This is a genomic window from Enterobacter sp. 61D5, from assembly GCF_034107965.1.
GTDB classification, from domain to species: Bacteria; Pseudomonadota; Gammaproteobacteria; order Enterobacterales; family Enterobacteriaceae; genus Enterobacter; species Enterobacter cloacae_M.
This window is the reverse complement of the sequence record NZ_JAWNFK010000004.1, coordinates 308,480-328,145: the sequence shown is the minus strand read 5'-3', so window position 1 is coordinate 328,145 and position 19,666 is coordinate 308,480. Positions and strand designations below refer to the sequence as shown.

The 19,666-nt window shown below is 55.0% G+C and carries 12 protein-coding genes; 6 read left to right on the top strand and 6 right to left on the bottom strand.

All coding sequences use genetic code 11. The features are described from left to right. Positions 1 to 5: 5 nt before the first annotated feature. Both apbE and UTM25_RS04425 read right to left on the bottom strand, forming a co-directional pair. Complete coding sequence (apbE, locus tag UTM25_RS04430; protein ID WP_194400409.1) at positions 6 to 1,061, bottom strand: FAD:protein FMN transferase ApbE; 1,056 nt, start codon at positions 1,059 to 1,061, stop codon at positions 6 to 8. 114 nt (positions 1,062 to 1,175) lie between these two features. Further along, the gene (locus tag UTM25_RS04425; protein WP_047744215.1) at positions 1,176 to 2,291 is read right to left on the bottom strand and encodes a porin OmpC; all 1,116 of its coding nucleotides are present in this window, start codon (positions 2,289 to 2,291) and stop codon (positions 1,176 to 1,178) included. Positions 2,292 to 3,034: 743 nt separating this feature from the next. On the opposite strand from UTM25_RS04425, the gene rcsD reads away from it, so the two are divergent. Then, positions 3,035 to 5,707: a phosphotransferase RcsD gene (gene rcsD / locus UTM25_RS04420; protein ID WP_194400407.1), complete on the top strand. Its 2,673-nt coding sequence runs from the start codon at positions 3,035 to 3,037 to the stop codon at positions 5,705 to 5,707. Between the two features lie 16 nt (positions 5,708 to 5,723). Continuing rightward, positions 5,724 to 6,374, top strand: coding sequence for a response regulator transcription factor RcsB (gene rcsB, locus UTM25_RS04415; protein ID WP_003859405.1), 651 nt, complete (start codon positions 5,724 to 5,726; stop codon positions 6,372 to 6,374). Between the two features lie 90 nt (positions 6,375 to 6,464). On the opposite strand, the gene rcsC is transcribed toward rcsB, so the two are convergent. Both rcsC and gyrA read right to left on the bottom strand, forming a co-directional pair. Further along, a complete protein-coding gene (gene rcsC, locus UTM25_RS04410; RefSeq protein WP_194400405.1) occupies positions 6,465 to 9,311 on the bottom strand; it encodes a two-component system sensor histidine kinase RcsC in 2,847 nt (948 codons plus the stop codon). Positions 9,312 to 9,446: 135 nt separating this feature from the next. After that, complete coding sequence (gyrA, locus tag UTM25_RS04405; RefSeq protein WP_039263204.1) at positions 9,447 to 12,083, bottom strand: DNA topoisomerase (ATP-hydrolyzing) subunit A; 2,637 nt, start codon at positions 12,081 to 12,083, stop codon at positions 9,447 to 9,449. Between the two features lie 146 nt (positions 12,084 to 12,229). Here gyrA and ubiG point away from each other — a divergent pair, with 146 nt between their 5' ends. From ubiG to yfaE, 4 genes are all read left to right on the top strand, one after another. Continuing rightward, entirely contained in the window at positions 12,230 to 12,958 is a 729-nt protein-coding gene (gene ubiG / locus UTM25_RS04400; protein WP_194400403.1) for a bifunctional 2-polyprenyl-6-hydroxyphenol methylase/3-demethylubiquinol 3-O-methyltransferase UbiG, read from the top strand. A gap of 347 nt (positions 12,959 to 13,305) precedes the next feature. Next, positions 13,306 to 15,591, top strand: coding sequence for a class 1a ribonucleoside-diphosphate reductase subunit alpha (gene nrdA, locus UTM25_RS04395; protein WP_045402753.1), 2,286 nt, complete (start codon positions 13,306 to 13,308; stop codon positions 15,589 to 15,591). Between the two features lie 49 nt (positions 15,592 to 15,640). Beyond that, complete coding sequence (gene nrdB / locus UTM25_RS04390; protein WP_023312514.1) at positions 15,641 to 16,771, top strand: class Ia ribonucleoside-diphosphate reductase subunit beta; 1,131 nt, start codon at positions 15,641 to 15,643, stop codon at positions 16,769 to 16,771. Then, positions 16,771 to 17,025, top strand: a complete 255-nt coding sequence (yfaE, locus tag UTM25_RS04385) for a class I ribonucleotide reductase maintenance protein YfaE (protein WP_008500234.1) — start codon at positions 16,771 to 16,773, stop codon at positions 17,023 to 17,025. The genes nrdB and yfaE overlap by 1 nt, the downstream gene beginning before the upstream one ends. Positions 17,026 to 17,130: 105 nt before the next feature. On the opposite strand, the gene glpQ is transcribed toward yfaE, so the two are convergent. Beyond that, positions 17,131 to 18,189 carry a glycerophosphodiester phosphodiesterase gene (glpQ, locus tag UTM25_RS04380; RefSeq protein ID WP_023312515.1) on the bottom strand — a complete coding sequence of 353 codons (1,059 nt, stop codon included), beginning with the start codon at positions 18,187 to 18,189 and terminating at the stop codon, positions 17,131 to 17,133. Positions 18,190 to 18,200: 11 nt separating this feature from the next. Beyond that, a complete protein-coding gene (gene glpT / locus UTM25_RS04375) occupies positions 18,201 to 19,553 on the bottom strand; it encodes a glycerol-3-phosphate transporter (protein WP_194400401.1) in 1,353 nt (450 codons plus the stop codon). Between the last annotated feature and the right edge of the window lie 113 nt (positions 19,554 to 19,666).

The following is a 19,666-nucleotide window of genomic DNA, read 5'->3' as shown; positions in this document are numbered from 1 at the left end:
GCTTTTTAATTTTTGTCGCGCACCAGGAAGCTATTAAACTGCGGCGAGCTCCAGGTTTTGAACCCGTCGCCCTCTTTGGTGATCATATAAACCGCCAGCCCTTCCTGGCGAACCACCTCTTTGGCTTTTTCCGGGCCGAGAACCATTAAGCCAGTATCCCAGGCATCCGCTTCCAGCGCGGTTGGGGCGATGACCGTCACCGAGACCAGATTATGCGTGATGGGACGGCCGGTCTGCGGATCGATAACATGCGAAATACGCTTCCCGTCAAGCTCGTAATAGTTACGGTAGCTCCCGGAGGTACTGATGCCATGTCCGTTGATATCCACTATCGCCTGCACGGCATTTTGCCTATCGGTCGGCTTTTGAATCGCTACGCGCCACGGCTTATCGCTGGCGTTCATCCCCCGGCTGACTAGCGCGCCGCCCACGGAGACCAGATAGCGGGAAATGCCTTCCTGGGCCATCAGCGCTGCAAGATGATCCGCCGCATAGCCTTCCCCTACCGTCGACAGATCGACAAACAGATCGGGGATATCCTTTTGCAGGTACTGTTGCCCGTACTGATTGATCACCGTCAGATGCCGCAGCCCTGTCCGGGCGCGGGCGTCATCAATGGCCGCCTGTTCGGGCGTGGTCACCGGCTGTTTGTTAGGACCAAATCCCCAGAGGTTTACCAGGGGTCCGACGGTCACATCCATCGCCCCGTTGGTTTTATAACCCACGCGTATAGATTCGGTCACGATATCGGCCATCGCCTCGCTCACCGGCCACAGGGAGGTGCTGGTGGAGAGGTTAAAGCGCATCAGCGCCGAGTCATTTTTATAGGTCGACAGCAGCTGATCGTCGGCGTCCAGCTGCGACTGAATTTTGCCGCGTAGCTCATCTGTGCGTGTTTTATCGAGGTTCATCACGCTGACGCGCCAGAAGGTACCCATCGTTTTGCCTTCGAGCACCGTCGCGGCGGGCGCGTCGGCTTTCGCCACGGGCGCGGAATCGTCACACGCGGTCAGGAAAAAAAGCATAGCCAGAAAGCTGGCGCGTAAAAAAGTCATGTCCATTCATTATTATCCTCATGCCAGGGCGGCAAGAGTACACCAAAACGGGTGAGTTGTTCGAATCTGCGAGACACAAAAAAGGGGCCAGCAGGCCCCTTACGTCACACGATGAAGCGATTAGAACTGGTAAACCAGGCCCAGCGCGACGATATCGTCAGTACCGATACCCGCCTGACGGGTGAATTCATTTTCATCAACCAGGTTGATTTTGTAATCCACATAGGTGGACATGTTTTTGTTGAAGTAGTAAGTCGCACCAACGTCAACATATTTCAGCAGATCCTGATCGCCGTAATTTTCGATGTCTTTCCCTTTAGACTGCAGGTAAGCCACTGATGGACGCAGGCCGAAGTCGAACTGGTACTGCGCAACCACTTCGAAGTTCTGCGCTTTGTTAGCGAAGCCGTAAATGTCGCTGCTGCTCTGAGAGTTGCCGAAACGCGTTGCGTTGTAGGTCTGGGAGTATTGCGCCGCAAGGTAGATGTTGTTGGCGTCGTATTTCAGACCACCAGAATAAACTTCTGCACGATCGCCTTCGCCCTTCAGCGCCAGGTTAGCGGTGTTGTTCTGGTCAGCGGTACGTTTGGAAGAAGACATTGCACCACCGATGCTGAAGCCTTCACCCAGGTTATAGGTCACGGATGCACCGTAGCCGTCGCCGTTCTGTTTCAGCAGGCTACGACCGGTGTCGTTTTCACCGCTTACGCTGCCGTTTTTACCCTGATACTGCAGGGCAAAGTTCAGGCCATCCACCAGACCAAAGAAGTCCTGGTTACGGTAGGTCGCCACGCCGTTAGCACGGGACTGCAGGAAGTTGTCCGCACCGTAAGTATCGCCGCCAAATTCTGGCAGAACGTCGGTCCAGGAGGTTACGTCGTAGATTACGCCGTAGTTACGACCGTAATCGAAAGAACCCGCGTCAGCGAATTTCAGACCCGCGAACGCCACACGCGTCCAGGCCTGGTTGTCACTTTCAGAGGTGTTGCCCTGGATCTGGTATTCCCACTGGCCGTAACCGGTCAGCTGATCGTTAACCTGAGTTTCGCCTTTGAAGCCAAGACGCATGTAAGTCTGGTCGCCGTCGGCACTCTTGTCGTCAGAGAAATAGTGCAGACCATCGACTTTACCGTACAGATCTAATTTGTTGCCATCTTTGTTATAAATTTCGGCCGCATTTGCTGCGCCTGCCACCAGGAGTGCTGGTACCAGGAGGGACAGTACTTTAACTTTCATTTTATTAACCCTCTGTTATATGCCTTATAATTGCCACTGCTTACTGGTTAACCCTCATTAACCAGTCGGCAATTTCATTCTCCGCAAAATTACAGAATAATCCAATGCGAATATGATACGAAAACTTTGAAGATGTTTCATTTACCCATCAACATGTTTCAAAATGTAAATATCAAGGAACTTTTACAAAGCACAAATAGCTTAGAAAATTAGCACTTATAATCAAACAGGAAAATCACCATATATACATCAAAGAGTTACAATAAAATCCGTTACAGCACTGAATGACAAAACAAGATCACACCTAATCTCTAAAATAACTCTCGCTATCATCATTAACTTTATTTATTACCGTCATTCAGTTTTGAATGTCTGTTTATCCCTAATTGAACCGGATGCTCCGCATTCGGTTTTTTTTTACCTTTCTTTACGTAACTTCTCTTTTTTTGTGCTACCGCACCGTAATTGTAACGACTATTAACTAAATTCTTGTCGGGTATTCTTCGAAGTCCATAAATTAGTACAAGACTTAATTTCTTGTTAATTCGTGCTATTTATTGACGGCGTGGGTCGATTATTTGTACGCGCATGGCGAGTTTGTACATGTTTTCTGCACTCCCCGCCCCCGATATTGTCCGGAGAAAAAGTCGCCTCTTCCCGGACAGTCGCGCTGGAAATTCAGTTATTACCCTTTATACTGCCCTATCGCCACAGAGCACGACCATAACGGGTTAAAGATATCAATGAGTCAGACTGAAACTACCGCCCCGAGCAAATTCTCCCTTCTCCCCGGGAGCATCACCCGTTTCTTTCTTCTTTTGATCGTTGTGCTGTTAGTCACCATGGGGGTGATGGTACAAAGCGCGGTTAACGCCTGGCTGAAGGACAAGAGCTATCAGGTCGTGGATATCACCCACGCCGTGCACAAGCGCATAGATACCTGGCGCTACGCCACCTGGCAGATTTACGACAATATCGCGGCTGCCCCGACCTCCTCGTCCGGGGATGGACTTCAGGAGACGCGGCTTAAGCAGGATGTCTATTATCTCGAAAAACCGCAGCGTAAGACCGAGGCCCTTATCTTTGGCTCTCACGACAGCGCGACGCTTGAGATGACGCAGCGTATTTCGACCTATCTGGATACCCTCTGGGGTGCCGAAACGGTACCGTGGTCGATGTACTATCTGAACGGTCAGGACAACAGCATGATCCTGATTTCGACGCTGCCGTTAAAAGATCTCTCATCCGGGTTTAAAGAGACAACCGTGGGCAGCATCGTCGATTCCCGCCGGGCAGAGATGCTGCAGCAGGCGAACGCCCTTGATGAGCGTGAGAGCTTCTCTTCCCTGCGTCGTCTGGCCTGGCAAAACGGTCATTATTTTACCCTGCGCACCACGTTCAACCAGCCAGGGCATCTGGCGACGGTGGTGGCCTTCGATTTACCGATTAATGATTTAATCCCGCCGGATATGCCGCTCGACAGCTTCCGCCTGGAGCCAGACAGCAGCACCCAGAACATGCGTGCGGCGTCCGACAAAGAGGCCGCAGAGAGCGTATCGATCTCCTTTAACGGTTCGAAAATCGAAATTGCCTCATCGCTGAACTCGACCGGTATGCGTCTGGTGTGGCAGGTGCCGTTTGGCACGCTGTTGCTCGACACCCTGCAAAATATTCTGCTGCCTCTGCTGCTGAATATCGGTCTGCTGGCGCTGGCGCTGTTTGGCTACAGCACCTTCCGTTTCCAGACGGGGCGTCAGAGCGACGCCTCTGCGGTTCCGGCCGGCACCAGCAATGAGCTGCGCGTATTACGTGCACTGAATGAAGAGATTGTTTCCGTGCTGCCGCTTGGGGTCCTGGTTCACGACCAGGAGGCGAATCGTACGGTGATGAGCAACAAAATTGCCGACCATCTGCTGCCGCATCTTAACCTGCAGAACATCACCACCATGGCGGATCAACACCAGGGGGTGATTCAGGCCACCATCAACAATGAACTGTACGAGATCCGTCAGTTCCGTAGCCAGGTGGCTCCCCGCACGCAAATCTTCATTATTCGTGACCAGGATCGCGAAGTGCTGGTCAATAAAAAGCTCAAGCAGGCGCAAAGGCTGTATGAGAAAAACCAGCAGGGGCGCGCCGCATTTATGCAGAACATTGGCGATGCCTTCAAGCAGCCGTTAAAAACGCTGGCGACCCAGGCGGCGGCGTTAAACACCTCTGAAAGCCACCAGCTTGCCTGCCAGGCCGATTCGCTGGTCAGAATGGTTGATGAGATCCAGCTGGCGAACATGCTGGAGAATGATTTCTGGAAGGGAACGCCAGCCCTCTTCTCCATTCAGGATCTGATCGATGAAGTGGTGCCGGAAGTGCTGCCCGTCATTAAGCGCAAAGGGCTGCAGCTGCTGATCAATAACAATCTCCCTGCGAATGACGAACGCCACGGCGATCGCGAAGCGCTGCGCCGCATTCTGCTGATGATTATTCAGTACGCCGTGACCACCACGCAGATCGGCAAGATCACCCTTGAAGTCAGCACCGAGGAGTCAGCAGAAGACCGTCTGACGTTCCGCATCCTGGACACCGGGGAAGGCGTCACAACAAGTGAAATTGATAATCTGCACTTCCCGTTCCTGAATGACACGCAGAGCGATCGCTACGGCAAGGCCAATGCCCTGACCTTCTGGCTGTGCGATCAGCTGGCGCGTAAGCTCGGCGGCCACCTGAATATCAAAGCCCGTGAATCCCTTGGCACCCGCTATTCTCTGCATGTGAAAATGGCGGCCAATCCGCAGGAAGAAGATGAGGAACGTCTGCTGGATGACGTCGTGGTGATGGTCGACGTGACCTCAAACGAGATCCGCAATATTGTCGTTCGTCAGTTAGAAAACTGGGGTGCGGCCTGCATCACGCCGGATGAAAGACTTGCAAGTCAAGAATTTGATCTGTTTTTAACTGATAATCCGTCTAATCTTACTGCCTCCGGCTTGCTTTTAAGCGATGATGAGTCAGGCGTGCGGAAAATCGGCCCTGGCCAGCTGCGCGTCAACTTTAATATAAGCAATGCGATGCAGGAAGCTGTACTACAACTAATAGAAGAGCAGCTGGCGCAGGAAGAGATAATGGAGTCACCGTTAGGCGGCAATGAAAATGCCGAGCTTCACGCCAGCGGATACTATTCACTCTTTGTTGATACAGTACCAGATGATGTTAAGCGGTTGTATACTGAGTCCGCTGCGAATGATTTTGCAGCGCTGGCACAGACAGCACACCGGCTTAAAGGGGTGTTTGCCATGCTTAATCTGGTTCCCGGCAAGCAGTTATGTGAAACGCTGGAACATCTAATTCGTGAGAAAGATGCCTCTGGCATTGAAAAATACATCAGCGACATTGACGCCTACGTCAAAAGCTTGCTGTAGCAAGGTAGCCTTATACATGAACAATATGAACGTAATTATTGCCGATGACCATCCGATTGTACTGTTCGGTATTCGCAAATCACTTGAACAGATCGAGTGGGTGAATGTAGTCGGTGAATTTGAAGACTCTACAGCACTGATCAATAACCTCCCAAAGCTTGATGCACACGTGCTCATTACCGATCTCTCCATGCCTGGAGACAAATACGGTGATGGGATCACGCTCATCAAATACATTAAACGTCACTTCCCGGATATCTCGATCATTGTTCTGACCATGAACAACAACCCGGCGATCCTGAGCGCGGTGTTGGATCTGGACATCGAAGGGATTGTGCTGAAACAGGGCGCCCCGACCGATCTGCCAAAAGCGCTCGCTGCGCTGCAGAAAGGCAAGAAGTTCACGCCGGAAAGCGTCTCTCGTCTGCTGGAAAAAATCAGCGCGGGTGGCTACGGTGACAAACGCCTGTCCCCGAAAGAGAGTGAAGTTCTGCGCCTGTTCGCAGAAGGTTTCCTGGTAACCGAGATTGCCAAGAAGCTGAACCGCAGCATTAAAACCATCAGCAGCCAGAAGAAATCAGCGATGATGAAGCTGGGCGTGGACAACGATATTGCCCTGCTGAACTATCTCTCCTCCGTTACGCTGAGCGCAACGGACAAGGATTGATCCCGGACGGGTGTGCGGCCTGATGCCCTCACCCCGTCCCTCTCCCGCAGGGAGAGGGTGAAAACCGAAAAGGCCCGTAAGGGCCTTTTTTTATATTCTGGTTTTTCTCACGCGATCCGCGTAAATCGACAACGTCTGTTTCAGCACGTCCAGCGTCACCGGCTTCGACAGACAGCTGTCCATGCCTGACTCCAGACAGCGCTGTTTCTCTTCCGCCAGCGCGTTCGCCGTTACGCCCACCACCGGCAGCGTCAGGCCCAGCTGTCGGATGCGCTGCGTCAGACGGTAGCCGTCCATGTTTGGCATGTTGACGTCGCTAAGCACGATATCAATATGATTTTTACTCAGCACATTCAGCGCATCAACGCCGTCATTGGCAGTTTTGCACTGGTAGCCCAGCGATCCAAGCTGGTCAGCCAGCAGGCGACGGTTAATCGGATGGTCATCCACCACCAGAATCATCATATCGTCATTTACCGACGCCAGAGACTCCGGTGACGGCAATCCGCCCGCGCCGTCGCGCTCTTCCAGCTCCACTTTGTAGATGCGCGCCAGCAGGCTCAACAGCTCGTGCGGCGTTGCGACGCTGTGTACCCATTCCCCAGGCGCACGCTCGACAGGAATGCCGATGTGGCGACGGCAGAAGAGCACCGACCCTCTCCCCTGCCATGGCTGCTCCGGCATCTCGTCGGCGATCAGCACATCGTCCACATCCGGGGTTTGACCTTCATAGCGACACACCCTCACGCCGCTGTGGGCAAGCAGCGCGGTCAGGTAGTCATTCAGCGAGGCGTTATGCACCGCCAGCCAGCAGCGCTTGTCGCTCAGCCCGTCCACCGTCGCTTTTGCCGGATACTGCGCCGAATAGAGCGGAATACGGATGGTGAACTGGCTGCCCATGCCGGGCTCGGTATCCACCGAGATATCACCGTCCATCATGCTCACAAGCTTCTCACAAATCGCCAGCCCCAGTCCGGTGCCCTGGAAGTTACGCTGCACGCCGGTCCCGACCTGGAAGAACGGATCGAACAGGCGAACCACTTCCTTCGCCGGGATGCCGACGCCCGTGTCGCGCACGCGAATGCTCAGATAATCCCCCGCCCGGCAGACGTGCAACACGATACAGCCAACATCGGTGAATTTGATGGCGTTGCTGAGCAGGTTAGAGATGACCTGCTGCAGGCGCATCGGATCGCCGTGCAGCGTCAGCGGCACGTCCGGTTCGATAAAGCAGTAGAGCCCCAGCTGTTTACGCACCACCAGCGGCAGATAGTTGGCGCTGATGTGGTTCATGACCTCGCGCGGCGAGAACTCCCGCGGCTCGATTTTCAGCTGCTCAGACTCAATTTTAGAGAAGTCGAGAATATCGCTGATGATTTTCAGCAGCAGGCTGGAGGAGTTGTTCATCGCCGTCACCAGCCTGTCGACCCCTTTCGGCAGCTCTTTCGTCTGCAGCAGATCGAGGTTACCGATGATCCCGTACAGCGGCGTTCGCAGCTCGTGGCTGACGGTGGCAAGGAACATCGATTTCGACTGGCTGGCCTGCTCCGCCGCCTGCGCCATCTCCTGCAGCGACTCTTCCATCTTCACGCGCGCGGAGACATCCACCAGCACGCAAATCGCCACGTTTTCATTGCGATAGCGGGAATGCACAAAGCTGATCTGCAGGTTGGTATGCGTGCTGGTGAGCACGTCGACAAAGTTAACCTGCTGGCCGCAGATAATTTGCGTCAGCCTCTGCCGGTCCTCATGCGTCAGCATGTTCAGGTAGTTATGCGCCAGTTCGTTACTCAGGATATTGGTCCCGTCCTGAGTACGCAGAATACAGATCCCCACCGGTGCCGAGGCAACAATCTTACGGTTAAACTGCTCGTGTTCCTCCAGCCGCTGGGCGTCGCTTTCGGCCGGAATAAAGATTTTCCGCTCATACATGCGCGCCAGGGTGAACAGCGCCCCACCCGCGATCAGGTTCAGCAGAATGGCATTCATGATGAGAATGCGTATCCGCTCAAGCACCATATCCACTGGCACCGAGTAGACAATGCTCAGCGACGAAGGCGGCAGGCTCTTCTTCAGCACCAGTTCGCGGAAACCCGAGGTATAGCCAAACCACGACCGTTCCTGCATCCAGTGCGGTTCGACGTTTAACCGGTTATCCGGCCCGGCGAGTGAGATCAGCTGATGACCGTTTTCATCCAGAATGGTCACCCCCATAGGCAGGCTGCCCGGGGTGAAAAAGTTTTCCATGCGAATGGTCTGCTCAATCCCCAGCAGCGCCTGCAGGCGATTGCCGAGATACACCGGCGTCAGGGCGTAGAAATAGCCCACGCCCGGGCGCGGGCCCTGGCTAACCCAGAAGATGTTATTCCCGCGCTCGTCCTGCGGCGCATTGCGGTATTTCACAATACGTTCATGCAGGCTTTTCAGCGCATCGTCACGCTCAACGGGCACGTCGCGCAGGCCAAAGTCAGCCATGCAGAGGTTTTCACTGCCAATCAGGAATACGCGGTTCAGGTCATAGGCGGCGGAGAAATTGTCGCGCCAGTAGCGCATAAACCAGGCAAGGGATTCCAGCGACCCGCGCCAGGTATTGCTCATGGTGGAGCAATCGGAGTCCGGGAACAGCGGCTGGAAGTCCGGGACTTCGGTATTGTCATTCCGCCCGCGAAGCGCAAGGATGCCGTTTTCCGCCGTCAGACGATTTTCGGCAATATACTTCAGCTCCTTCATCACGTCAGACGTTCGCTGAATGTAGCGCTGGGCCTGGTCGGAGCTTAAGTTAAACTCCTGGCGGATCTCCGCTTCTTTCTGGTGCAGCGCGTTAACGATGTAAAACACCGAGAACAAAGCCACCAGCAGCCAGAGCAAGAGCGCCAGCGCCCGAAACAGATAGCGAGAAACTTTCAGCGTAGTACGAAAGGAGACGAGGTATTTCAAGGGGGCGAGGCTCCGCCGTCGGGGTCAAAAGAATGTGGTTAAGGTAGCGGTAAACGCGCCAGGTCGCAACGTTGACTTATCTGCTTGTGCAAAAGAAAAGGGCCGGAATCCGGCCCTTTTTTACATCAGGAGACATTACTCGTCAGCGTCATCCGCTACGTCATCGTCGGTGTCGGCTTCCGGCGCGATATCATCATCGCCTTCCGCAACGCTACCGTCGATGGAATCGAGCTCTTCGTCATCCACCGGCTCAGCAACGCGCTGCAGACCGACCACGTTTTCATCTTCCGCTGTACGGATGAGGATCACGCCCTGGGTGTTACGCCCCACCACGCTGATCTCAGACACGCGGGTACGCACCAGCGTACCGGCATCGGTGATCATCATGATCTGGTCGGCATCGTCTACCTGCACCGCGCCCACAACGGAACCGTTGCGCTCGGTCACTTTGATAGAGATAACGCCCTGCGTGCCGCGAGACTTGGTTGGGTATTCCCCTTCCGCCGTACGTTTACCGTAACCATTCTGCGTCACGGTCAGGATAGCCCCTTCACCGCGCGGAATAATCAGAGAAACAACGCTGTCTTCGCCAGCCAGTTTGATACCACGAACGCCCGTAGCGGTACGACCCATTGCACGGACGGCGTTCTCTTTAAAGCGCACCACTTTACCGGCCGCAGAGAAGAGCATCACTTCATCAGAACCGGAGGTCAGATCCACACCGATCAGCTCGTCGCCTTCGTTCAGGTTCACCGCGATAATACCGGCGGAACGTGGGCGGCTGAACTCGGTCAGCGCGGTTTTCTTCACGGTACCGCTGGCGGTCGCCATAAAGACGTTCACGCCCTCTTCGTACTCGCGTACCGGCAGGATGGCGGTGATACGTTCGTTCGCTTCCAGCGGCAGCAGGTTAACGATTGGACGGCCACGCGCGCCACGGCTCGCTTCCGGCAGCTGATAAACTTTCATCCAGTACAGACGACCGCGGCTGGAGAAGCAGAGGATCGTGTCATGGGTGTTGGCCACCAGCAGGCGGTCAATAAAGTCTTCTTCTTTAATACGTGCCGCAGATTTACCTTTACCGCCACGACGCTGTGCTTCGTAGTCGGTCAGCGGCTGATACTTCACATAGCCCTGGTGAGACAGGGTGACCACCACGTCTTCGCGGTTGATCAGATCTTCAATGTTGATATCAGAGCTGTTCGCGGTGATTTCGGTGCGACGCGCATCGCCGAACTGATCGCGGACCAGCTCCAGCTCTTCACGGATCACTTCCATCAGACGCTCTGCGCTGCCCAGGATATGCAGCAGTTCAGCAATCTGTTCCAGCAGCTCTTTGTATTCGTCGAGCAGTTTTTCGTGCTCAAGGCCGGTCAGTTTCTGCAGACGCAGATCCAGAATCGCCTGAGCCTGCTGTTCAGTCAGGTAATACTGACCGTCACGCACGCCGAATTCAGGTTCCAGCCACTCAGGACGCGCTGCGTCATCGCCCGCACGTTCCAGCATCGCGGCGACGTTACCCAGATCCCACGGACGGGAAATCAGGGCGGCTTTCGCTTCCGCCGGGGTTGGCGCACGACGGATCAGTTCGATGATCGGGTCGATGTTGGCCAGCGCAACCGCCAGCGCTTCAAGGATGTGCGCACGGTCGCGCGCTTTGCGCAGTTCGAAGATGGTACGACGGGTCACTACTTCGCGGCGGTGACGCACGAACGCGCTCAGGATCTCTTTCAGGTTCATGATCTTCGGCTGACCATGGTGCAGCGCAACCATGTTGATACCGAAGGAGACCTGAAGCTGAGTCTGGGAGTACAGGTTGTTCAGCACAACCTCACCCACCGCGTCGCGTTTGATCTCAATCACGATGCGCATACCGTCTTTGTCAGACTCGTCACGCAGCGCGCTGATGCCTTCAACGCGTTTTTCTTTTACCAGCTCGGCGATTTTTTCAATCAGACGCGCTTTGTTCACCTGATACGGGATCTCGTGAACAATGATAGTTTCACGGCCGGTTTTAGCGTCCGCTTCCACTTCGGCGCGAGCACGGATGTAAATCTTGCCGCGGCCGGTGCGGTACGCTTCTTCAATACCGCGACGACCGTTGATGATCGCCGCCGTTGGGAAGTCCGGGCCCGGGATGTGTTCCATCAGCCCTTCAATGCTGATGTCTTCATCGTCGATATAGGCCAGGCAGCCGTTGATCACCTCGGTGATATTGTGCGGCGGAATGTTGGTTGCCATACCGACTGCGATACCGGACGAACCGTTAACCAACAGGTTCGGGATCTTGGTTGGCATCACATCTGGGATGCGCTCGGTGCCGTCGTAGTTATCGACGAAATCAACGGTCTCTTTTTCCAGGTCGGCCATCAGCTCATGAGCGATTTTCGACATACGGATTTCCGTATAACGCATCGCCGCAGCGGAGTCGCCGTCGACTGAACCAAAGTTACCCTGACCATCTACCAGCATGTAGCGCAAGGAGAATGGCTGCGCCATACGAACGATGGTGTCATAAACGGCGGTATCACCATGCGGGTGATATTTACCGATGACGTCACCGACGACGCGGGCAGATTTTTTATAGGCTTTATTCCAGTCATTGCCCAATACGTTCATGGCGTATAGTACGCGACGGTGTACCGGCTTAAGGCCATCGCGGACGTCCGGCAGCGCACGGCCAACAATGACCGACATCGCATAGTCCAGATAGGAGCTCTTCAGCTCTTCCTCGATGTTAACCGGTGTAATTTCTCTCGCAAGGTCGCTCATCTAACCGCTATCCCTCTACTGTATCCCGGATTCAAAGGTCGCAAATTATAACACAGCCGAGGTGATTGAGGTAAACCTATACGCTTTATTCACGGGGATTGCCTGATATACTCCTTTGTCTTGCTAAATAAGGAGTAAAAGCGCCCATGAATGCCGAAAAATCCCCGGTGGCTCACAACGTTGACCACGAAGAGATTGCCAAATTTGAAGCGGTGGCGTCCCGCTGGTGGGATCTCGAAGGTGAGTTCAAACCGCTGCATCGCATTAACCCGCTGCGTCTGGGCTATATCGCGGAGCGTTCCGGCGGTCTGTTCGGTAAGAAAGTGCTCGACGTCGGCTGCGGCGGCGGCATCCTGGCTGAAAGCATGGCGCGCGAAGGGGCGAACGTCACTGGCCTGGATATGGGCTTTGAACCGCTGCAGGTTGCCCGCCTTCACGCGCTGGAGTCCGGTATACAGGTGGAATACGTGCAGGAAACCGTGGAAGCGCACGCAGCAAAACACGCCCATCAGTACGATGTAGTGACCTGCATGGAGATGCTGGAGCACGTTCCCGATCCGCAGTCGGTGGTGCACGCCTGTGCAAAACTGGTGAAGCCGGGCGGCCAGGTCTTCTTCTCAACCATCAACCGTAACGGTAAAGCCTGGCTGATGGCCGTTGTCGGTGCGGAGTATGTGCTACGCATGGTGCCGAAAGGGACCCACGACGTGAAGAAATTCATTAAGCCTGCGGAGTTGTTAAGCTGGGTTGACCAGACGTGGCTCAAAGAGCAGCACATCACCGGCCTGCACTACAACCCGCTGACCAATAAATTCAAACTCGCGCCGGGCGTTGATGTTAACTATATGTTGCACACAACCGCCAAAAACGACTAACGTCATTCGTTATTCTTATAAAGATTGCGCGACATCATGTTGCGCAATTCTGACCTCCCGTTGAAGAAATCAGCACTCGATCAAATTTTGAATTTTTTTTCTTAATTATTGACATGTCTTCCAGGCCTTACGGTACGAGGACTTAGCCTTTTTTACCCTTTCACAACCTCAATTTAACGTCAAAATCAACCCTTGTGCTGAAAAGATTCGATACTAGAATACTCACCATATAGCGTTTTTCTTATCGCAAACCCCCTATATGTAGTATTTATCCACAGAGTTAGTCACAAGGCGGATCTGTGGATAAACGGGGGATATTTTTTATTTCACGGACAGGTAAAACCCACATGAATCAGAGTCTGCTGGTGACAAAGCGCGACGGTACTACCGAGCGTATCAATCTGGACAAAATCCATCGAGTTCTCGACTGGGCAGCAGAAGGACTGAACAACGTATCTATCTCCCAGGTTGAACTGCGTTCTCACATTCAGTTCTACGACGGCATCAAAACGTCTGATATCCACGAAACAATCATTAAAGCAGCGGCTGACCTCATCTCCCGCGAAGCACCGGATTATCAGTACCTCGCTGCACGTCTGGCGATTTTCCATCTGCGTAAAAAAGCCTACGGCCAGTTTGAGCCGCCGAAGCTTTACGATCACGTAGTGAAAATGGTTGAGCTGGGCAAATACGACACGCATCTGCTGGAAGACTATACGGAAGAAGAGTTCGAGCAGATGAACGGGTTTATCGATCACTGGCGCGACATGAACTTCTCCTACGCGGCGGTGAAGCAGCTCGAAGGCAAATACCTGGTTCAGAACCGTGTAACCGGTGAGATCTACGAAAGCGCCCAGTTCCTCTATATTCTGGTGGCCGCCTGCCTGTTCTCTAACTACCCGCGTGACACCCGTCTGGAATACGTGAAGCGTTTCTACGATGCGGTATCCACGTTCAAGATTTCACTGCCGACGCCAATCATGTCTGGCGTGCGTACCCCAACCCGTCAGTTCAGCTCCTGCGTACTGATCGAGTGTGGTGACAGTCTGGATTCCATCAACGCCACCTCCAGCGCCATCGTGAAATACGTTTCCCAGCGTGCCGGTATCGGCATCAACGCCGGTCGCATTCGCGCGCTGGGCAGCCCGATTCGCGGCGGTGAAGCGTTCCACACCGGCTGTATTCCGTTCTATAAACACTTCCAGACGGCAGTAAAATCCTGCTCTCAGGGCGGCGTGCGCGGCGGTGCTGCGACCCTGTTCTACCCGATGTGGCACCTGGAAGTGGAAAGCCTGCTGGTTCTGAAAAACAACCGCGGCGTGGAAGGCAATCGCGTGCGTCACATGGACTACGGCGTGCAGATCAACAAGCTGATGTACACCCGTCTGCTGAAAGGCGAAGACATTACGCTGTTCAGCCCGTCCGACGTTCCGGGCCTGTATGACGCGTTCTTTGCCGATCAGGACGAGTTCGAGCGTCTGTACACCAAATACGAAAAAGACGACAGCATCCGCAAGCAGCGCGTGAAGGCGGTAGACCTGTTCTCCCTGATGATGCAGGAACGTGCCTCTACCGGCCGTATCTACATCCAGAACGTGGACCACTGCAACACCCATAGTCCGTTTGATCCAGTAGTTGCGCCAGTGCGCCAGTCTAACCTGTGCCTGGAGATCGCCCTGCCGACCAAACCGCTGGAAGACGTGAACGACGAAAACGGCGAAATCGCGCTGTGTACGCTGTCTGCGTTCAACCTGGGCGCGATTAAGAGCCTGGACGAGCTGGAAGAGCTGGCCGTGCTGGCGGTTCGCGCGCTCGACGCCCTGCTGGACTACCAGGATTACCCAATCCCGGCCGCTAAACGCGGTGCAATGGGCCGCCGTACCCTGGGTATCGGCGTGATCAACTTCGCCTACTGGCTGGCGAAAAACGGCAAGCGTTACTCCGACGGCAGCGCTAACAACCTGACGCACCAGACGTTCGAAGCGATTCAGTACTACCTGATGAAAGCCTCTAACGAGCTGGCGAAAGAGCAAGGCGCGTGCCCGTGGTTCAACGAAACCACCTACGCGAAAGGCATTCTGCCAATTGACACCTACAAGAAAGACCTGGATGCGATTGTCAGCGAGCCGCTGCATCTCGACTGGGAAGGCCTGCGCGAGTCCATCAAGACCCACGGCCTGCGTAACTCTACGCTCTCTGCCCTGATGCCGTCCGAGACCTCTTCGCAGATCTCTAACGCCACCAACGGTATTGAACCGCCGCGCGGCCACGTGAGCATCAAAGCGTCGAAAGACGGCGTGCTGCGTCAGGTGGTACCGGATTACGAAACGCTGGGCAATAACTACGAGCTGCTGTGGGAAATGCCAAACAACGACGGCTACCTGCAGCTGGTGGGTATCATGCAGAAGTTTATCGACCAGTCGATCTCTGCCAATACCAACTATGACCCGACGCGCTTCCCGTCCGGCAAGGTACCGATGCAGCAATTGCTGAAAGACCTGCTCACCGCCTACAAATTTGGCGTGAAAACCCTGTACTATCACAACACCCGTGACGGTGCGGAAGACGCGCAGGACGACCTGGTACCGTCAATTCAGGACGATGGCTGCGAAAGCGGCGCATGTAAGATCTAATGAAGGGCGGGGATATCCCCGCCTTTATTTCGTAAGACAGGACACACTCATGGCATATACCACCTTTTCACAGACGAAAAACGACCAGCTCAAAGAGCCGATGTTCTTCGGCCAGCCGGTCAACGTGGCACGCTACGATCAGCAAAAATATGACATCTTCGAAAAGCTGATTGAAAAGCAACTCTCCTTCTTCTGGCGCCCGGAAGAAGTGGACGTCTCCCGCGACCGTATTGACTACCAGTCGCTGCCGGATCACGAAAAACATATCTTCATCAGCAACCTGAAGTACCAGACGCTGCTGGACTCCATTCAGGGTCGTAGCCCGAACGTGGCGCTGCTGCCGCTGATCTCCATTCCGGAGCTGGAAACCTGGGTGGAAACCTGGGCGTTCTCCGAGACTATCCACTCCCGCTCTTACACCCACATCATCCGCAACATCGTGAACGATCCGGCGGTGGTGTTTGACGATATCGTTACCAACGAGCAGATCCAGAAGCGCGCGGAAGGCATTGCCCACTACTACGACGAGCTGATCGAGATGACCAGCTACTGGCATCTGCTGGGCGAAGGTACGCACAACGTGAACGGTAAAACCATTACCGTGAACCTGCGCGCGCTGAAAAAACAGCTGTACCTGTGCCTGATGAGCGTCAACGCGCTGGAAGCGATCCGCTTCTACGTGAGCTTCGCCTGCTCCTTCGCCTTTGCCGAGCGCAAGCTGATGGAAGGCAATGCCAAAATCATCCGTCTGATCGCCCGCGATGAAGCCCTGCACCTGACAGGTACCCAGCACATGCTGAACCTGCTGCGCAGCGGTACGGACGATCCGGAGATGGCGGAAATCGCCGAAGAGTGCAAGCAGGAGTGCTACGACCTGTTCGTGCTGGCGGCTCAGCAGGAGAAAGAGTGGGCAGACTACCTGTTCCGCGACGGCTCCATGATTGGCCTGAACAAAGACATTCTGTGCCAGTACGTTGAGTACATCACCAACATCCGCATGCAGGCCGTCGGTCTTGACCTGCCGTTCCAGACGCGCTCTAACCCGATTCCGTGGATCAACACCTGGCTGGTGTCCGATAACGTGCAGGTTGCGCCGCAGGAAGTGGAAGTCAGCTCTTATCTGGTCGGTCAGATTGATTCTGAAGTCAACACCGACGACCTGAGCAACTTCCAGCTCTGATGTCACGCGTCACGTTAAGTCTTTCCGGCACTGAGGTGCTGTGTCGGGAAGAGCACCCTTCTCTGCTGGTGGCGCTTGAGGCGCATCAGGTAGAAGTAGAGTACCAGTGTCGTTCCGGCTACTGCGGCTCCTGCCGCTGCCGCCTGGTCGCCGGCCAGGTGGACTGGCTGACCGAGCCGCTGGCCTTTATCAACGAAGGGGAAATTTTGCCCTGCTGCTGCCGGGCAAAAGGCGATATAGAGATCGAGATGTGATGTTGTCCTTATCCCCTCTCCCGGTGGGAGAGGGTTAGGGTGAGGGTATCAGGCAGCAGAGCCTGATTGTCGGGTGGCGGCTTCGCCTTACCCGACCTGCCAAACCTACTTCCGGTGAATGAATTCGACCGCTTTATCCGGGAAATCCGTAAACAGTCCGTCCACGCCCGCCTGGTTATACAACACCTCATAAAGCTGATTCACGTCCGTGGCATACGGCGGCAGCTGGTCTGCACGCACGGTATACGGATGTACCTGCATCCTGCTGGCGTGCGCCTCTTTCACCATCGCCGTCAGCTTCACGTGGCCCGGCGCTGAACCTTCCGCCACCAGCATGTGGTAATCCGGCCCGATGCCGTCGGCGTACTGCGCAATCTGCTTCATCGCGCCCGGCTTAAACATCCAGTCGTAGTTATAGTTCACCCACTTACCGTCCGGCTGCTTCTCCTGGGTTTCATTCCAGTCGGTATAGGCAATCAGCTGCACCAGATTGAGGTTCATCCCCATCTTCGGCTCCAGCTCGGTTTTGATACGCTTCAGCTCGGCGGCGTCAAAACACTGCAGGTAGACTTTGTCCTTCTTGCTGGTGTAGCCGTACTGCTTCAGCACCTCCAGCGTCTTCGCGGCAATGTCTTTGCCTTCCTGATGGTGGAACCACGGCGCTTTGATCTCCGGGTAGATGCCGATATTTTTACCGGTTGAGTGGTTCAGCCCCTGAACAAACTCAATCTCTTCCTGGAAGGTATGGATCCGGAAGTCAGATTTGCCCATCGGGAAACGTCCCGGATAGACCTGCACCTTCTTGCCGTTTTCGATCTCGAAGCCTTCGGTAAACTTCAGGGAACGGATCTCCGCCAGCGTGAAATCAATGGCGTAGTAGCGGCCATCTTTTCGCGCGCGGTCCGGAAAACGCTCCGCCACGTCCGTCACGCGGTCCAGGTAGTGGTCATGCAGGACGACCAACTGGTCGTCCTTGGTCATCACCAGATCCTGCTCCAGATAATCCGCGCCCTGGGCATAGGCCATCGCTTTCGCCGGGAGCGTATGCTCCGGCAGATAGCCGCTGGCGCCGCGGTGGGCGATAACGATTTTATCCGCCGCCAGCGCGGAGCCTGTCATCAGGCCCGCCAGCAGCAGGCCGGTTGTTACGTAAGATAATTTCATCGCAATGCTCCTTATTGACGACGCGCCAGCACTTCCGCGTGGTGACGTTTCTCTCCGATCATGACCACAATGAGCAGCAGTACCGCCAGCACGCTGCCGCCGATCATCACCATAAAGCCGCCGTCCCAGCCGAAGAAGTCAACGGTGTAGCCCACGATGGCGCTCGCCGCGACCGAACCGCCCAGGTAGCCGAACAGACCGGTAAAGCCAGCCGCCGTGCCTGCCGCTTTTTTCGGCGCCAGTTCCAGCGCGTGCAGGCCAATCAGCATTACTGGACCATAAATCAGGAAGCCGATAACGATCATGCAGACCATGTCTACTGATGGGTTGCCCGGCGGGTTGAGCCAGTAAACGACTGTCGCGATGGTGACGAGGGTCATAAAGAACACGCCCGTCGCGCCGCGGTTACCTTTAAACACTTTGTCCGACATCCAGCCGCAAAGCAGCGTGCCCGGGATCCCGGCATATTCATACAGGAAATAGGCCCAGGACGATTTATCCAGCGCGAAGTGCTTCACCTCTTTCAGGTACGTCGGGGACCAGTCCAGAATGCCGTAGCGCAGCAGATAAACGAACACGTTCGCCACCGCGATGTACCACAGCAGCTTGTTCGGCAGGACGTACTTCATGAAGATCTGTTTTGCGGTCAGCTCTTCTTCGTGCTCCTTGCTGTAATCATCCGGATAGTCGTTTTTATACTCTTCAATCGGTGGCAGGCCGCAGGACTGCGGCGTATCGCGCATCAGCGCGAAGGCGAAAATCGCCACGACGATGGCGCCAAAGGCAGGCATATAGAGCGCAGCATGCCAGTCGTTGAACCAGGCCATCCCCAGCAGGAACAGCAGCGGCGGAATACCGCCACCTACGTTATGCGCGCAGTTCCACACCGACACGATGCCGCCGCGTTCCTTCTGCGACCACCAGTGCACCATGGTACGTCCGCACGGCGGCCACCCCATCCCCTGGAACCAGCCGCAGAGGAACAGCAGCACGAACATAATCGCAATACTTGACGTCGCCCACGGCACAAAGCCCATGAACAGCATGACCGCGGCCGCCAGGATCAGGCCGGCGGGCAGGAACACGCGCGGATTCGAGCGATCCGACACGGAACCCATGATGAATTTGGAAAAACCGTAGGCGATTGAGATCCCCGACAGCGCAAACCCCAGATCGCCGCGGGAGAAGCCCTGCTCCACCAGATACGGCATCGCGAGCGCGAAGTTTTTACGTACTAGGTAGTACGCCGCGTACCCGAAGAAAATCCCCAGGAAAATTTGCCAGCGCAGACGGCGGTATAGCGGATCAATTTCTGCCTCTGGTAGACGCGCCCTGTGCGGCGCAGGTTTGAAGATACTGAGCATAACAGCCTCCGTGGCCTTGAATTGAATGGGCAGGTGGCTCGCACCTGAATTCCAGAGGCGGGGATGTTAAGAAATCACGGTGATTGTTACTGTGAATCAACGCACAGATTGTT

What these genes read in the sequence shown, in the direction of transcription:
- apbE (WP_194400409.1), bottom strand. Translation starts at nt 1,061, where the DNA reads ATGGACATGACTTTTTTACGCGCCAGCTTTCTGGCTATGCTTTTTTTC.
- UTM25_RS04425 (WP_047744215.1), bottom strand. Translation starts at nt 2,291, where the DNA reads ATGAAAGTTAAAGTACTGTCCCTCCTGGTACCAGCACTCCTGGTGGCA.
- rcsD (WP_194400407.1), top strand. Translation starts at nt 3,035, where the DNA reads ATGAGTCAGACTGAAACTACCGCCCCGAGCAAATTCTCCCTTCTCCCC.
- rcsB (WP_003859405.1), top strand. Translation starts at nt 5,724, where the DNA reads ATGAACAATATGAACGTAATTATTGCCGATGACCATCCGATTGTACTG.
- gyrA (WP_039263204.1), bottom strand. Translation starts at nt 12,083, where the DNA reads ATGAGCGACCTTGCGAGAGAAATTACACCGGTTAACATCGAGGAAGAG.
- ubiG (WP_194400403.1), top strand. Translation starts at nt 12,230, where the DNA reads ATGAATGCCGAAAAATCCCCGGTGGCTCACAACGTTGACCACGAAGAG.
- nrdA (WP_045402753.1), top strand. Translation starts at nt 13,306, where the DNA reads ATGAATCAGAGTCTGCTGGTGACAAAGCGCGACGGTACTACCGAGCGT.
- nrdB (WP_023312514.1), top strand. Translation starts at nt 15,641, where the DNA reads ATGGCATATACCACCTTTTCACAGACGAAAAACGACCAGCTCAAAGAG.
- yfaE (WP_008500234.1), top strand. Translation starts at nt 16,771, where the DNA reads ATGTCACGCGTCACGTTAAGTCTTTCCGGCACTGAGGTGCTGTGTCGG.
- glpQ (WP_023312515.1), bottom strand. Translation starts at nt 18,189, where the DNA reads ATGAAATTATCTTACGTAACAACCGGCCTGCTGCTGGCGGGCCTGATG.
- glpT (WP_194400401.1), bottom strand. Translation starts at nt 19,553, where the DNA reads ATGCTCAGTATCTTCAAACCTGCGCCGCACAGGGCGCGTCTACCAGAG.